Source organism: Pseudomonas sp. MF4836 (assembly GCF_002018875.1).
Classification (GTDB): Bacteria; Pseudomonadota; Gammaproteobacteria; order Pseudomonadales; family Pseudomonadaceae; genus Aquipseudomonas.
On record NZ_MVOL01000002.1, the window covers coordinates 606,129 to 620,576 of the forward strand.

15 protein-coding genes are annotated in these 14,448 nt (G+C 62.6%); 7 read left to right on the forward strand and 8 right to left on the reverse strand.

Annotation, left to right across the window (positions count from 1 at the left end; all coding sequences use genetic code 11):
• Positions 1–37 precede the first annotated feature (37 nt).
• From ureG to MF4836_RS06080, 5 genes are all read right to left on the reverse strand, one after another.
• Positions 38–652, reverse strand: a complete 615-nt coding sequence (gene ureG / locus MF4836_RS06060) for an urease accessory protein UreG (RefSeq protein WP_020298712.1) — start codon at positions 650–652, stop codon at positions 38–40.
• Positions 653–689: 37 nt separating this feature from the next.
• The gene (locus MF4836_RS06065) at positions 690–1,364 is read right to left on the reverse strand and encodes an urease accessory protein UreF (RefSeq protein WP_078469579.1); all 675 of its coding nucleotides are present in this window, start codon (positions 1,362–1,364) and stop codon (positions 690–692) included.
• On the reverse strand, positions 1,361–1,861 hold the full coding sequence (gene ureE / locus MF4836_RS06070) for an urease accessory protein UreE (RefSeq protein ID WP_078469580.1): 501 nt from the start codon (positions 1,859–1,861) through the stop codon (positions 1,361–1,363). Before ureE ends, MF4836_RS06065 begins: the two co-directional genes overlap by 4 nt.
• A 273-nt stretch (positions 1,862–2,134) precedes the next feature.
• Positions 2,135–2,767: a TetR family transcriptional regulator gene (locus MF4836_RS06075; RefSeq protein WP_078469581.1), complete on the reverse strand. Its 633-nt coding sequence runs from the start codon at positions 2,765–2,767 to the stop codon at positions 2,135–2,137.
• A 167-nt stretch (positions 2,768–2,934) separates the two neighbouring features.
• Complete coding sequence (locus tag MF4836_RS06080) at positions 2,935–3,444, reverse strand: hypothetical protein (RefSeq protein WP_078469582.1); 510 nt, start codon at positions 3,442–3,444, stop codon at positions 2,935–2,937.
• 388 nt (positions 3,445–3,832) lie between these two features.
• On the opposite strand from MF4836_RS06080, the gene MF4836_RS06085 reads away from it, so the two are divergent.
• Positions 3,833–5,908: an AsmA family protein gene (locus MF4836_RS06085; RefSeq protein WP_078469583.1), complete on the forward strand. Its 2,076-nt coding sequence runs from the start codon at positions 3,833–3,835 to the stop codon at positions 5,906–5,908.
• Positions 5,909–5,981: 73 nt separating this feature from the next.
• Here the strand turns inward: MF4836_RS06085 and MF4836_RS06090 are convergent, their stop codons facing one another.
• Together MF4836_RS06090 and MF4836_RS06095 are read right to left on the reverse strand one after the other, a co-directional pair.
• Entirely contained in the window at positions 5,982–6,512 is a 531-nt protein-coding gene (locus MF4836_RS06090) for a ferritin-like domain-containing protein (protein WP_020298718.1), read from the reverse strand.
• Between the two features lie 110 nt (positions 6,513–6,622).
• Positions 6,623–7,534: a LysR substrate-binding domain-containing protein gene (locus tag MF4836_RS06095; RefSeq protein WP_078469584.1), complete on the reverse strand. Its 912-nt coding sequence runs from the start codon at positions 7,532–7,534 to the stop codon at positions 6,623–6,625.
• A gap of 137 nt (positions 7,535–7,671) precedes the next feature.
• Here MF4836_RS06095 and MF4836_RS06100 point away from each other — a divergent pair, with 137 nt between their 5' ends.
• Positions 7,672–8,310, forward strand: coding sequence for an FMN-dependent NADH-azoreductase (locus MF4836_RS06100; protein ID WP_078469585.1), 639 nt, complete (start codon positions 7,672–7,674; stop codon positions 8,308–8,310).
• A 193-nt stretch (positions 8,311–8,503) separates the two neighbouring features.
• A complete protein-coding gene (locus tag MF4836_RS06105; protein ID WP_078469586.1) occupies positions 8,504–9,394 on the forward strand; it encodes a lipase family alpha/beta hydrolase in 891 nt (296 codons plus the stop codon).
• Between the two features lie 25 nt (positions 9,395–9,419).
• Here MF4836_RS06105 and MF4836_RS06110 read toward each other — a convergent pair whose 3' ends face one another.
• Entirely contained in the window at positions 9,420–10,307 is an 888-nt protein-coding gene (locus MF4836_RS06110) for a DMT family transporter (protein ID WP_078469587.1), read from the reverse strand.
• Positions 10,308–10,403: 96 nt separating this feature from the next.
• Between MF4836_RS06110 and MF4836_RS06115 the strand changes: the two genes are divergently transcribed.
• From MF4836_RS06115 to MF4836_RS06130, 4 genes are all read left to right on the forward strand, one after another.
• Positions 10,404–11,192 (forward strand): AraC family transcriptional regulator, encoded by a 789-nt coding sequence (locus MF4836_RS06115; RefSeq protein WP_078469588.1) that lies wholly within the window; start codon positions 10,404–10,406, stop codon positions 11,190–11,192.
• Positions 11,193–11,263: 71 nt separating this feature from the next.
• Positions 11,264–11,557 carry a PsiF family protein gene (locus tag MF4836_RS06120; RefSeq protein WP_020298724.1) on the forward strand — a complete coding sequence of 98 codons (294 nt, stop codon included), beginning with the start codon at positions 11,264–11,266 and terminating at the stop codon, positions 11,555–11,557.
• A 189-nt stretch (positions 11,558–11,746) separates the two neighbouring features.
• The gene (locus tag MF4836_RS06125) at positions 11,747–12,424 is read left to right on the forward strand and encodes a hypothetical protein (protein ID WP_178102914.1); all 678 of its coding nucleotides are present in this window, start codon (positions 11,747–11,749) and stop codon (positions 12,422–12,424) included.
• Positions 12,425–12,733: 309 nt separating this feature from the next.
• A complete protein-coding gene (locus tag MF4836_RS06130) occupies positions 12,734–14,431 on the forward strand; it encodes a ShlB/FhaC/HecB family hemolysin secretion/activation protein (protein ID WP_078469589.1) in 1,698 nt (565 codons plus the stop codon).
• The last annotated feature ends 17 nt before the right edge of the window (positions 14,432–14,448 follow it).

The window sequence follows — 14,448 nt, forward strand, 5'->3', positions numbered from 1 at the left end:
AGGGTGGCTTCCTTGTTGAGTCGTTTATCAAGGGGAATCAGGCGGCGCCAAGCAGGCCCTGGCGTTCGATGAATTCGATGATCTGGTCCAGGCCGAGGCCGGTTTTCTGGTTGCTGAAGACGAACGGCTTGCCCGCGCGCATGCGCTGGGTGTCGCTGTTCATCAGTTCCAGGGAGGCGCCCACCAGCGGCGCGAGGTCGACCTTGTTGATCACCAGCAGATCGGACTTGCAGATCCCCGGGCCGCCCTTGCGCGGCAGCTTGTCGCCCGCGGAAACGTCGATCACGTAGATGGTCAGGTCCGACAGCTCCGGGCTGAAGGTCGCCGACAGGTTGTCGCCGCCGGATTCCACCAGAATCAGGTCCAGCCCGGGGAAACGCCGGTTCAGTTGATCCACCGCTTCGAGGTTGATCGACGCATCTTCGCGAATGGCGGTGTGCGGACAGCCGCCGGTTTCCACGCCGATGATCCGCTCCGGCGCCAGGGCCTGGTTGCGCACCAGGAAGTCGGCGTCTTCGCGGGTGTAGATATCGTTGGTGACCACCGCCAGGTTGTAGCGCTCGCGCAGGGCCAGGCACAGGGCGAGGGTCAGGGCGGTCTTGCCGGAGCCGACCGGGCCGCCGATGCCGACGCGCAGGGGTTGTGAGTTCATGTGCTTCTCCACAATAAAAGGCGCCATGTCAGAGGCCCTAGGAACGGAATAGACGGCTGTACTGGCGCTCATGGGCCATGCACGCCAGGGACAGGCCAAACGCGGCGCTGCCGTAATGAATGGGGTCGCTGTGGGTGGCGGCATGCTGCGCCTGTTGCAGCAGCGGCAGCAGTTCACTGGTCAGGCGCTGGGCGGCTTGCTGGCCCAGGGGCAGGGTTTTCATCAGCACCGCCAGTTGGTTTTCCAGCCAGCTCCAGAGCCAGGCGGCCAGGGCGTCCTGGGGACTGATCTGCCAGGCGCGCGCCGCCAGGGCCCAGCCCAGGGCCAGGTGCGGCTCGCCGCGTTGCTGGAGAAAATCCCGGGCGGCCTGATCCAGCTCAGGCAGGCCGTTGAGCAGTTGCTGCAGGGAATAGCCCATCTGCCGGCTTTCCTGATACAGCTCGCGGGTTTCCCGGCTGGCGCGATGCTCGTCGCACAGTTGCAGCAACTGCGCCCAGTCTTCATCCGCTGCGGCCTGGCAATGGGCGAGCAACAGCGGCGCTTCGAACCGCGCCAGGTTCAACAGCAATTGATCGCTGATCCAGCGCCGGGCGCTGGCCGAGTCCATCACGCGCTGCTGCTCCACGGCCATTTCCAGGCCCTGGGAATAGCTGTAGCCGCCAATCGGCAACTGCGGACTGGCCAGGCGCAGCAGGGCCCAGGCTGGGTTCATGGGCGCACGCCAAACTGGTGCAGGCGCGGCGGGTAGTTGAAGTCCTCGTCACCGTGCCGCGAGTGATGGTGGCCGCCGCCGTAGGCGCCGTGTTCCGGTTGGAATGGCGCTTCAATGGCTTCGGCCGTGGCTCCCAGTTGTTCGAGCATGGCCTTGAGCACGTAGTCATCGAGCAGGCGCAGCCAGCCATCACCGACTTGCAGCGCGACATGGCGGTTGCCCAGGTGATAGGCGGCGCGGGTCAACTCGAAGGCGTTGCGGCAGGTGACGTGCAGCAGCGCTTCCGGGCGAGCGCAAACGCGCACGACGCGCCCGTCTTCGGCAGCCAGGCATTCACCATCGTGCAGCGGCGGCTGGCCGCGCTCCAGAAACAGACCGACGTCTTCACCCTCGGCACTAAAACAGCGCAGACGGCTTTTGCTGCGGGCCTCGAAGTTCAGGTGCAGCTCGGCGGACCATTGGGCTTGAGGTTCGATTCGGCGATGAATCACCAGCATGTGAGGGCTTCCAGCTAAGAGCGATGCAGGTGCTAGAGCAAGGGCCTTGCCAATCACCGGATACGCTCGAAAAACCCGGCGACCCTCCTATGTGCACGCCTGAAAATGGGGCACGCTCGTGTTTTATTTTGTTACAAGTTGTCGAGGTGCACTGATTTATAGCACCGGCTTGGTGCGCCGTCGGATTTTTTGCTGCAAGGCGGGGCGCCGCGTCGGGTGCTAAGCGTTCGGCTTGATCGGGGAGAGGGGGGGCTCGGTGGGGAAGGTACGGGGTTACTCGGTGCTGCCCAGGCCTTGCCAGTGCTTGAGGCCAATGAAGATAAAGCGCAGTTGCTGGGTGATCTTGGCCTGAGGCGTCAGGTGTTCGGGCAGGGCCGCAGCGGGCGGGTCGATGATGTCCGGCAGGGTGGCGAACACACTTTTGACGATCAGGTCGGCGATCACGCCGAGGTCCGCCGTCGCCAGGTGCTGCAATTTGGGCATCAGGCTCAGGTCGGTGGCGAGGTCGGTGCTGATGTTTTCCCGCAGGTTGGCAATCGCCTGGCGCACCGGCAGCGAGCCCCCGTACTGCTCACGCGCGAGAAACAGGAACTGCGAACGATTGGCCGCCACCACGTCGAGGAAGATCCGAACCGATGCGTCGATGATCCCGCCCATGACGAACTCGTTATGGCGGACCAGGCGAATGGTTTCGCGGAAGGTCTGGCCGACTTCGCTGACCAATACCAGGCCCAGTTGGTCCATATCGGCAAAGTGCCGGTAGAAACCGGTGGGGACCATACCGGCGGTCTTCGCCACTTCGCGCAGGCTCAGGCTGCCAAACCCTCGGCCACACTCCATCAAGTGACGGGCTGCGTCCATCAGGGCATTGCGGGTTTGTTGCTTCTGTTCGGCACGGGGCAGCATTGGCGGGCTGACTTTCTACTCAGGAAGAGCGGGGCACTCTAGCAAATCAACTTTGTCGGCGTCGAACCCGGGCTGGATTGACGGGGAGGCGTGTTGGAACGAGGTGAGGGCTTTACAAAGTCAAAGCCCGATCCAGGGACCGGGCTTTTTTCTGGGCCAGCATGGGCTCAGCTCACAGCTTGATGACGTTGTTCCAGACGATCAGCACCGTCTGCGGCAACAGTCTGACCTTGTGGGGTGCGATCAAAGCCATCTTCGGCAACGGTCTGGCCTTGTGGGGTGCGGTCGAAGCCATCTTCGGCAACGGTCTGACCTTGTGGGGTGCGGTCGTAGCCATCTTCGGCAACGGTCTGACCTTGTGGCGTGCGATCGTAGCCGTCTTCAACCAGGCCTTTCTGTTCCAGGCGATCACGGCCACCTTCGGCTACGGTTTGGCCTTGTGGGGTGCGATCATAGCCGTCTTCGGCAACGCTCTGGCCTTGTGGGGTACGGTCCGAGCCATCGGCAGCGACTTTGTTGCGTTCGATCAGGCGGTCCGAACCACCTTCAGCGAGGGTCTGGCTGAACACGGTGTGGCTGGCTTTGACTTGTGGAGTGGCCTGTTCGGCGGCTGGCAGGGCATAAGCGTTGGCGGCCAGGATCGAGAGGGTCAGGCTGAGCAGTAATTGGCGTTTCATGATGGGGGTGCTCCTCGGGAGGGCGATAAAGTGGGTACGGAGCCAATGTTACGCGCGCTAAATCGATAGAAAAGTTCATAAAGACAATGGTAATAATCAACGGAATTGATTGTTCGGCCCAAAGGCTCTATCTCGGGCGTTTGCGGCGAGGTGTTTTGCACCGGAGTGGGTATTTCCGACTCACTTGCGCTTCACATTCGGGCGGGCGCGGTAACGCGAAGCTGGCGGCCTGGTCAGAAAACCCCGGGTTATTTCGTCTAAATCGGCATTCGGGTTAAACCTGAGAGCGCTTTATCAGTCGTAGTTTTCATGGCCGATCATTTTTGTCCGGCATTTCATCCAAGGCGCCGTCCTACGCGCGCCTCGTCGTATTCAGGAGCCCTGTGCAATGACGCGCACTCGTAAAATTTTCGCCTGGACCACCGCCATCCTGGTGCTGCTATTGGCCGTGTTGGTGCTGTTGATTGCCTTCTTCGATTGGAACCGGATCAAGCCGCAGATCAACGCCAAGGTGTCCGAGGAGCTGCATCGGCCATTCGCAATCAATGGTGACCTGGCGGTGATCTGGCAGCGCGAGCCCGACGAAGGTGGCTGGCGGGCCTGGGTGCCGTGGCCGCATGTGGTGGCGCAAGACCTGACCCTGGGCAATCCGGACTGGTCCAAGGCCCCGCAGATGGTCACTCTCAAGCGTGTCGAGTTGCGTATTTCGCCCCTGGCACTGTTGGCGCAGCGCGTGCACATCCCGCGTATCGACCTGACCGAACCCAATGCCGCACTGCAACGGCTGGGCGACGGGCGCGCCAACTGGACCTTCAAGTTCGACCCCAAGGACCCCAACGCCGAGCCCTCCAATTGGGTGGTGGACATCGGCGCCATCGGTTTCGACAAGGGCCACGTGACCCTCGACGACCAGAGCCTGAAAACCCAGCTCGACCTGCTGATCGACCCTTTGGGCCAGCCAATTCCATTCAGCGATATCGTCGGCGACAAGGCCGCGAAAAAGGTCCAGGAAAAAGGCGCCGAGCCCCAGGCCTATGCCTTCGCGTTGAAGGTCAAAGGTCAATACCATCAGCAGAAACTGACCGGCACCGGCAAGATCGGCGGGCTGCTGGCCTTGCAGGACGCGGCCAAGCCGTTCCCGTTGCAGGCCAAGGTCAAGATCGCCGACACCAGCGTTGAGTTGCAGGGCACCCTGACCGATCCGCTGAACCTGGGGGCGCTTGATCTGCGCCTGAAACTGGCCGGCAGCAGCCTGGGCAACCTGTACCCGCTGACCGGCGTCACGCTGCCGGATTCGCCGCCCTATGCCACCGACGGCCACCTGATTGCCAAGCTGCATGACCCGGCCGGCGCGAGTTTTCAGTACCAGGACTTCAACGGCAAGATCGGCGACAGCGACATCCATGGCAACCTGGCCTATGTCGCCAGCCAGCCGCGGCCCAAGCTCACCGGGGCGCTGGTGTCCAACCAACTGCTGTTCGCCGACCTCGCGCCGCTGATCGGTGCCGACTCCAATGCCAAGCAGAAGGCCCGGGGCGGCGAAAGCAAACAGCCGGCGGACAAAGTGCTGCCGGTGGAGGAGTTCCGCACCGAACGCTGGCGCGATATGGACGCCGATGTCGAATTCACCGGCAAGCGCATCGTCCACAGTGCCGACCTGCCGTTCACCGACCTCTATACCCACCTGGTGCTCAATGACGGGCACCTGAGCCTCGAGCCGCTGCGTTTTGGCGTGGCCGGCGGCAAGCTCGATGCGCAGATCCGCCTCAATGGCCAGGCCACGCCCTTGCAGGGCCAGGCCAAGCTGACGGCGCGCAACTTCAAGCTCAAGCAGTTGTTCCCGACCTTTGAACCGATGAAAACCAGTTTCGGCGAGCTCAATGGCGACGCCGATATCTCCGGCACCGGCAATTCGGTGGCCGCGTTGCTGGGGACCGCCAATGGTGACCTGAAGATGCTGATCAACGATGGCGCCATCAGCCGCAGCCTGATGGAAATCGCCGGGCTCAACGTCGGTAACTATGTGGTGGGGAAAATGTTCGGCGACAAGGAAGTGAAGATCAATTGCGCTGCCGCCGACTTCGGGATCAAGAGCGGGCTGGCCACCTCGCGCCTGTTCGTCTTCGACACCGAGAACGCCATCATTTACATCGATGGCACGGCAAACATGACCCGCGAGCAGCTCGACCTGACCATCACCCCGGAATCCAAGGGCCTGCGTCTGTTCTCCCTGCGCTCGCCGCTCTATGTGCAGGGCCCGTTCATCAAACCGAGCGCCGGGGTCAAGGCGGTGCCGCTGATGCTGCGCGGTGCCGGCATGGTTGCCCTGGGGGTGATTGCCGGGCCGGCGGCGGGCCTGTTGGCGCTGGTTGCGCCGAGCGGGGGCGAACCGAACCAGTGCGCGCCGCTGCTGGATCAGATGCGCTCGGGCAAGGCACCGGTCACGGTCAAGCCGACCAAGTAACCCGCCCAAACGAAAACAGCCAGCTGCGGAGAGCTGGCTGCGGTATTACGAGAAGCGGCTTACAGGCAAGGTCTTACAGGTCGGCCAGGATATCCGCCATGTCGTCGGCGTGTTCCTCTTCCTGGGCCAGGATGTCTTCAAAGATACGACGCGTGGTCGGGTCCTTGTCGCCGATGTACTGGATGATCTCGCGGTAGCTGTCGACGGCGATCCGCTCTGCCACCAGGTCTTCGTAGACCATCTCTTTCAAGGTATTGCCGGCCACGTACTGGGCATGGGAGTTCTTGGACAGCAGGTCGGGGTTGAACTCCGGTTCGCCACCCAGTTGCACGATGCGTTCGGCCAGCTTGTCGGCGTGCTCGGCTTCCTGGTTCGCGTGTTCGAGAAATTCGTCGGCGGCGACACTGGCCTTGATCCCGTTGGCCATGAAGTAGTGCCGTTTGTAGCGCAGGACGCAGACCAGTTCAGTGGCCAGCGACTCGTTGAGCAGGCGCAGGATCTCTTCCCGGTCGGCACTGTAGCCTTCGGTCACGGCGCCGTTCTCCACATGCTGGCGGGCGCGTTCGCGAAGGGTGTTTACATCAGATAAATGCATGTCGCTCATCTCGATCTCCTGGAGGCTAATCCGATTGACGCCAGGCTCTGTCGGCCTGATCGCTACCTTGGGTGTGAGTCTCGGGAGCTGCAAAAAGTTTTATCGGATGTGTCCGGCGGTCAACTGCGCGCCAGGGGTGGATGCCCGGCCAGCAGCGATTCTTGCTGCAGCCATTGGAGAAAGGCGCGCACCGGCGGATGGCGCTCGCGCCCCGGCACACACAGTGCGCTGTAGCCGGCACCGTCCACTTGGACCTCGGGCCGGTAGGGCTGCAGCAGGCCGCCGGCCACGCTCTGTGACACCAGGATGTTGCTGGCCAGGACCAGGCCCTGACCGGCAATCGCGGCTTGCAGGGCGTACTGTTCCTCGTCGTAGGAGCGGATCAGCGGCTGGTGCTCGAACCAGCTTTCCCCGGCCAGGGCGCACCAGGCCTGCCAGCCGTCGGCATAGAGCCGGGAGTTGCGCCAGTGCACGCTGATCAGGGTCGGTTGCTGCTGGTGGGCCTGGGCCACTTGCTGCGGGGCGCCATAGACCGCGAAACGCTCGTCGAACAGGCACAGGCCGTGCAGGTTCAGGTAGCCCTCCTGGCTGTAGCGGATCGCCACATCGATGCTCGCATCCTGTTGCAGGTCGACCACCTCGGATTGGCTATCCAGGCGCACGCTGATGTTGGGATACCGGGCATAGAAACGCCCCAGCCGCGGCACCAGCCACAAGGCGGCAAAGGCCGCGGTGGTGGAGACCGTCAGTTGGGTGTTGCTGGGTTTTGGGCGCAGGGTGTCGACGCTCTGGGTCACCTCCAGCAGGGCGCTATGCAGGCTGTGGAACAAGCGCTGGCCGGGCTCGGTCAAGCGCACCTGGCGCGGCAACCGTTCGAACAGCGCCACCCCCAGCCAGTGTTCCAGGCTACGGATCTGGTGTGACACCGCGGTGGGCGTCACCGACAGGTCTTCGGCGGCGGCCTTGAAACTCAGCAGGCGCGCGGCGGACTCGAACGTGCGCAGGGCGGTGAGAGGCAGGTGAGCAAACATCCAAGGCTCCATGATTGATTTAAATTCATCTGAAAGGATTTCTGCTCATTTGTTGAAGCAGGGTTTGGCTAATAGATTTAGCGCGGACAGGCCGTGGTTTCAAGGCCGCAATCAGCAACCTGCATGAGGCAGATGAGATGAATACAGTTCTTGCGGTTCACGGTAGCCCACGGGGCGAGCGCTCCCATACCCGGCGCTTGGCCGAGGTTTTTCTCCAGGCCTGGCAAACGGCCAACCCCCAGGGGCATCTCACCCGGCGCGAGGTCGGACGCGGGCATTTGCCCCACGTCAGCGAGGCTTTTATCGCCGCGGCGTTTTATCCACAGCCCGAGGCGCGGCCGCTGTCGATGCAGGCGGACCTGGCTTTGAGCGATGAGCTGGTGGCGGAGCTGCTCGGCCACTCGCGCCTGGTGATCGCGGCGCCGATGCACAACTTCAGCGTGCCCAGCGGGATCAAGGCCTGGGTCGATCACATTGTGCGCCTGGGGCTGACGTTCAACACCCTGCAGGACAGCGGCGTGGCTCAGTACCAGCCGTTGGTTCAGGGCAAGAAAGTGTTGATCGTCACCAGTCGTGGCGGGGGCGGCTTTGGTCCGGGAGGCGAGCATGAAGCGATGAACCACGCGGATCGCTGGTTGCGTACCGCCCTGGGTTTTATCGGTATCGAGAACGTCACGGTGGTTGCCGCGGAGGGTGAGGAGTCGGAGAGCGAGGGTTTTCAGCGTTCCTGCGCAGAGGCGCAGCAGCGCTTGCTGGCCCTGGCGCAAACCTTCTGAGAAGGCAGTGTTGGCCAGGATGTTGCTGCGGTTGGTGGGGCTGATGGAGGCGGGGGTGGTCAGGCTTAAGCAGCCGGGTGGGCAACAGGGCTGTCATCAGCGTGTCGCCAAAGCGTCATGGGGGCTGACGATGTCCCTGGTTATGGTTTAGCTTTCAGCCAGCCCCGCTGCCTTCGCACAAGGACGTCGCCGCATGTCTCAAGAGCTCGCCACGCGTTACCCGCTGGTCCTGGTGCCCGGCATGCTGGGGTTTGTCCGCCTGCTGCTGTACCCCTATTGGTACGGGATAGTCGCAGCCTTGCGCCGGGGTGGTGCGACCGTGATTGCGGTGCAGGTTTCGCCGCTCAACTCCAGTGAGGTGCGCGGCGAGCAGTTGCTGGCGCGGATTGAAGCCATCCGCCAGGAAACCGGAGCGGCCAGGGTCAACCTGATCGGCCACAGCCAAGGCTCGCTGACCGCGCGTTATGCCGCGGCCAAACGCCCCGACTGGGTGGCGTCGGTGACTTCGGTGGCCGGGCCCAATCATGGTTCGGAACTGGCTGACTACCTGGAGAAACACTACCCGGCGACCACCGCCAAAGGGCGACTGCTGAGTGTTGCCCTGCGCCTGATTGCAGCGCTGATGAGCCTGCTGGAGACCGGCTATCGCGGGCCGCGGCTGCCGGTGGATGTGCCGGCGGCGCACCAATCGTTGACCAGCGAGGGCGTGGCCCTGTTCAACCGCCAGTACCCCCAGGGCTTGCCTGATACCTGGGGCGGCCAGGGGGCGGAAGAGGTCGACGGCGTGCGCTATTACTCCTGGTCCGGGACCTTGCAGCCCGGCAAGACCGACCGCGGGCGCAATCTGCTGGACGGCACCAACCGCAGTTGCCGGCTGTTCGCCAGGACCTTCGTGCGGGAAGCCGGGCACTGCGATGGCATGGTGGGGCGCTACAGCTCGCACCTGGGCACGGTGATCGGCGACGAATACCCGCTGGATCATTTCGATATCGTCAACCAGTCCCTGGGGCTGGTGGGCAAGGGCGCCGAACCGGTGCGACTGTTTGTCGAACATGCCCGGCGTCTCAAGGCCGCGGGCGTCTAGCCTGTGCCTGGGGGATGCAGCCGCTTCAGGCCGGTTGCGGCGAACGGCCGATGACGGTGGTCCAGCGTTCGCAGACAATCACCCCGCCCAGGGTCAGAACGCCGCCCACCAGGTGGTACAGGGCCAATTGTTCGTGCAGCACCACGGCCGCGATCAGTGCGGTGACCAGCGGCAGCAGGTTGAAAAACTGCGTGGTGCGGCTCGGCCCCAGGCGCGACACGGCCTGCATCCAGGCCAGGGGCGCCAGCATCGAGGCCAGCAGGCAGGCATAGAGCACCAGAGGAATGTTGCGCAGGGTCGGGCCGACTTTCTCGGACAGCAGAAACAACGGCAACAGCACCAGCACCGCCACCAGCACCTGCAGGTACAGCAGCACCAGGGGCGGGATGCGCAGCTGCCATTTTTTCAGCAAGGTGCTGTAGATCGCGTAGGCCAGGGTGGCAATCAGCATCATCGCGTCGCCCAGGTTCACCCCATGTTGCAGCAGGGTCTCCAGGCTGCCGGCGGACACCACCACCAGCACCCCGGCAAATGACAGCAAGGCGCCGACCAGCGCGCCGGCGGTCAGGCGCTGGCCGAGGCTGATAATGGCCATGGCCAGCGACATCAGCGGCATCAGCGACAGGATGATCCCCATGTTGGTGGCCGACGTGCGGCTCGCGGCGAAGTAGGCCAGGCTCTGGTAAACCGCCATGCCCAGTACCCCGAGGATGAAAATCCGCCCCAGGTTCGGGCGGATCAGCGGCCAATGCTGCTTCACCGGCTTGAGCATGAACGGGGTGAACAGCAGCCCGGCCAGCAGCCAGCGGTAAAAGCCGATCTCCGCCGGGAAGATGGCGTCGGCCGCCAGTTTGGTGACCACGGTGTTGCCGGCCCAGATCAGAATCGCCAGCAAGGGATAAGCGTATTGCATGAGAACAGCCATAACGTTGATGAGGAGGGATTATCCGTCTGTCTGGATAAATGCTTATACTTCGAAACAGACAACCCGCCCTTGAATCCGGACAGCATGAGCAAAAAACATATCGAGCTGCTGCCTTTCAGCGGCCTGCCGGCGCCGCTGTACTTTCGCCATGCGCACTTTCATGCCCACAGCCATGCCCTGGAGCATCGGCATCCCTGGGGTTGCCTGGAGTATTCGGCCCATGGCGTGCTGCACATGGAGATCGCAGGCAGCCGCTTCATGTCGCCGCCGCAGTTCGCCATCTGGGTGCCACCCCACACCGAGCACAGCTTCTACAGCCCGCAGCCGATCACCTACCGTGCCGTGTGCCTGGTGCCCGAGTTGTGCGAGGCGCTGCCGCAGCAGGGCTGTACCCTGGCCATCAGCGATATTCTCAAGGCCATCCTCAAGGACTTTGCCGTGCGCGACGTGCAGATACCCGACGGCGCGGCTGACCAGCGCCTGGCCGAGGTGGTGCTGGATCAACTGCAACAGGCGCCGGTGCATGACTGCTATCTGCCCTACGCCAGCAGCCCGGCCTTGCTCGGGGTGCTGGAAGCCTTGCAGGCCGCGCCGGGGGACAACCGCCCGCTGGCCGACTGGGCCGGGCAGATCCATGTCAGCGAACGCACCTTGGCCCGGCAGTTTGTCCGGGAACTGGGGATGAGTTTTGGCGAGTGGCGCCAGCGCCTGCGCTTTTTGGCGTCGATCGAGGCCCTGGACAGTGCCCGCAGCGTCCAGGAAGTGGCATTCGACATGGGCTACAGCAGCGCTTCAGCTTTTATCGCGATGTTCCAGCGCCAGGCCGGCTGCACTCCCGAGCAATACCGGCGGACCAGTTTGCAGAACAGGTGAAGGTGTAACCGGGTTTGTCTACACTGCGCTGGAGGCCGTGCCGATCGGCGCGGTAACCAGGAGAAAACTCCATGAAGATGCTGCGTATTCCGTTGTTGATGGTGGGCCTGTTGCTGTGTTCCCAGGGGTTTGCCGCAACGGCTGCCCAACAGGCCCAGCAGGACAAGATGAAGTCCTGCAATGCCGACGCCACCACCAAGGCCCTCAAGGGTGATGAGCGCAAGGCCTTCATGAGCACCTGCCTGAAAGCCGCCAAGCCCACTCAGCAAGACAAGATGAAAACCTGCAACGCCGACGCCACCACCAAGGCCCTCAAGGGCGATGAGCGCAAAACCTTCATGAGCACCTGCCTCAAGAACAAGTAAATCCCCCCGGTTCAGGCCTCTGCTGTTGCCGCAGTCGGAGGCCTTGGCCGAGGTTCAAGTCCCTTCGCCAAATCCCTGCATCCCGACCTATCCCTTTGGTTATGATTCGGCGCCGTAGTGGCGCTTTGTCATTGTCTGCGATGAGGCGTGCGGGTCCCGCTCGCTCATTGCTCTACCCAGGAATACGCGGTGAAGAAAATCGTATGGATGCTGCTGCCCCTGTCGCTGCTGGGGTGTGATTTTCACGCCCGCAGTTCCGCCCCGACGCTCTGGAACGACGGCATCATGCTGGAGCAGAAAAAGGTGGCGGTGGATGAACAGCACGCAAAAGTGATCATGCAGTCGACGAGTGTCAGCGCAGTGGAGTTTTCGGTTAGGCGCGAAAACGATCCGGACCCGCGTCCCGAAAAACTGGGCACCGCGTCCAAGCCTCTGGGCGGCAAGCTGGGGGCTTGGTTCGCCACCTTCGAGAGCGCCGTGCACAAGAACTTCCCCCAGCTTGAAATACCGGCGCAGCCGGGCCAGAAGTTGCAGGTGCTGGGCTATTGGGAAACCTCGGGCACTCAGCCGGCGCCGGGTTATGAGTATCAGAGCACAGTGCAGAAGGTGTACGACCCGCAGAAGAACAAGTGGGAAGACAAGCCGGTGTCCATTCCCACCGTGCCGACCTCAAGCCATTGCGGGCCGTTGGGCAGCACCTTTGTGCCGGAGAAGCAAAAGGTCTACCTGGTGGAGTTCGCCAGGGTCGATAACGACACGGCTTGCCAGCAGCATGTCTATGACATCACCCAGCCCAATCAACGCATTCCGGTGGTGCTGATCGATGACATGCCCGGTTCGAGCATGCAGGCGTTTCATTCGCCTTAGAACGGGCGCCGAAGCAGGAGGTTTTTCAATAGGCCCGGCTATGAAAAGCCCACCAGCGAGAGCGGCAGGGCGCAATGGGTAGGGGAAAATCCGATGTGTCTATTTGGATACAAAACACCTCGTCCGGCGTGCTCCCAGCTGCTTTTTTTGCCGACGCACTAGTGGCAATAAGCCTTGTAGCCGCTCGTCGTATTTCTGTCATGTAACGGATTTAACGCCTTAATATCTTTTCCCTTCAAAAGCAGGTGCTGGATTACACCTGATAGGCGCTGCGGTTTTCTGCGTCGGTTATTCAAGGGAATTGAATGAATGTCACGTTTTGGCATCACGCCTGTAGTAGCGTTTTGTGCTCTGTTCACTTCCATGCTCCAGGCTGCCCCGGTGCAGACCCCGGGCGATCGCGACCTGATTCGTGATCGCCAGCAGCAGTTGCTGCAAGAGCAGCAAAAACGTCTCGAAGAACTCCAGCAGCTGCCGGGTAAGTCCCTGCCGCCTGCACCCACCGAAAAAGCCGATGAACAGCGCTGCTTCACCATCAAGACCGTGGTGCTGGACGGTGCCGAACACTTGAGCTCCGGCGATCGTGACCGCTTGTTGGCGCCCTATCGCAACCAGTGCCTGTCGGTCGGCCAGATCAACACCCTGCTCAAAGCCATTACCCATCACTACCTGGAACGCGGGTATGTGACCACCCGTGCCTATCTGCCGGCCCAGGACCTTTCGACTGGTGAACTGAAGATCGTCGTGGTCGAAGGCCGCCTCGAGTCCCTGGACAGCTCGGCGCTGGCCAGTTCCCGGGAGTTGGCGATGACCTTTCCGGGGCAGGTGGGGGACGTGTTGAACCTGCGGGAACTGGAGCAACTGGTCGATCAGTTGACGCGCCTGCCTTCGCGCCAGGCCGAGCTTGAGCTGGCCCCCGGCGACGAGGTGGGCGGCAGCCGGGTCGGGCTCAAGGGTGAACGACTCAAGCCCTGGCGCGTCTCGGCGACCCGTAACAACGATGGCGATAAAACCACCGGCGAGCAGCAGATGGGCGTCGGTCTCGATTGGGACAGCCCGCTGGGCCTGGCCGACCAGTTGAGTTTGCGCGCCAATCAGGATGCGGTCAGTGATCGCTGGCGCCACTCCGACAACCAGAGCCTCTACTACAGCCTGCCCTGGGGCTGGTGGACCCTCAGTTATTCCTACAGCCAGAGCTACTACCGGACCCGCAACGACGACGCCGGGTTTGCTGTCGAATTCGATGGCGTGAGCAAGAGCCAGCAACTGCGCGCCGAGCGTGTGCTGCACCGCGACAACCTGAGCAAGACCGGCATGAGCCTTGGCCTGAGCCAGTTGCATACGCGCAATTACATCGATGACAACTTTATCGATGTGTCCAGCAACCGCATCACCGAAACCCAGTTGGGCTTCAACCACGGCCGGCGTATCGGCAGCGCCTTTGTCAACGCCGATATCGGCTGGCAACAGGGCATCGGCGCCCTGGATGCCCAAGGCAGCGGCCACCCGCGCGGCAGCGAGCCCGTGGCCCGCTACAACAAATACACCCTGACCCTGAGCTACCTGCAGCCGTTTCGCCTGTGGGACGAGAACTTCAGCTTCGACAGCCTGGCCACTGGTCAGCGCAGCGAAGACGTGTTGTTCAGCCCGCAACGAATCAGCCTGGGCGGGGTCAGTTCAGTACGGGGCTTTCAAGACCAGAGCCTGTCCGGCGACAGCGGTGGCTACTGGCGCAACCAGTTGCGCTGGCGGCGCGCCGTGACCTGGCAGCCGCTGCTGCCTTTCGTGCATGAGTACGGGGCGGCCCTGGCCTATGACGTTGGCGTGATAAAGGGCGGGCGCTACAACCCGGATGCCAAGGGGCGCATGACCGGCAATGCCCTGGAATTCAACGCCCGCGGCCAGTACCTGGCGGCTTCGGTCAGTTTTGCTCGATCCCTGGAGCGACCCGGCCTGATCGAGAAACGAGAACATCCGGTGTATTTCCGCCTCGACATGTTCTTTTGATTTGACTCACTTTCAGT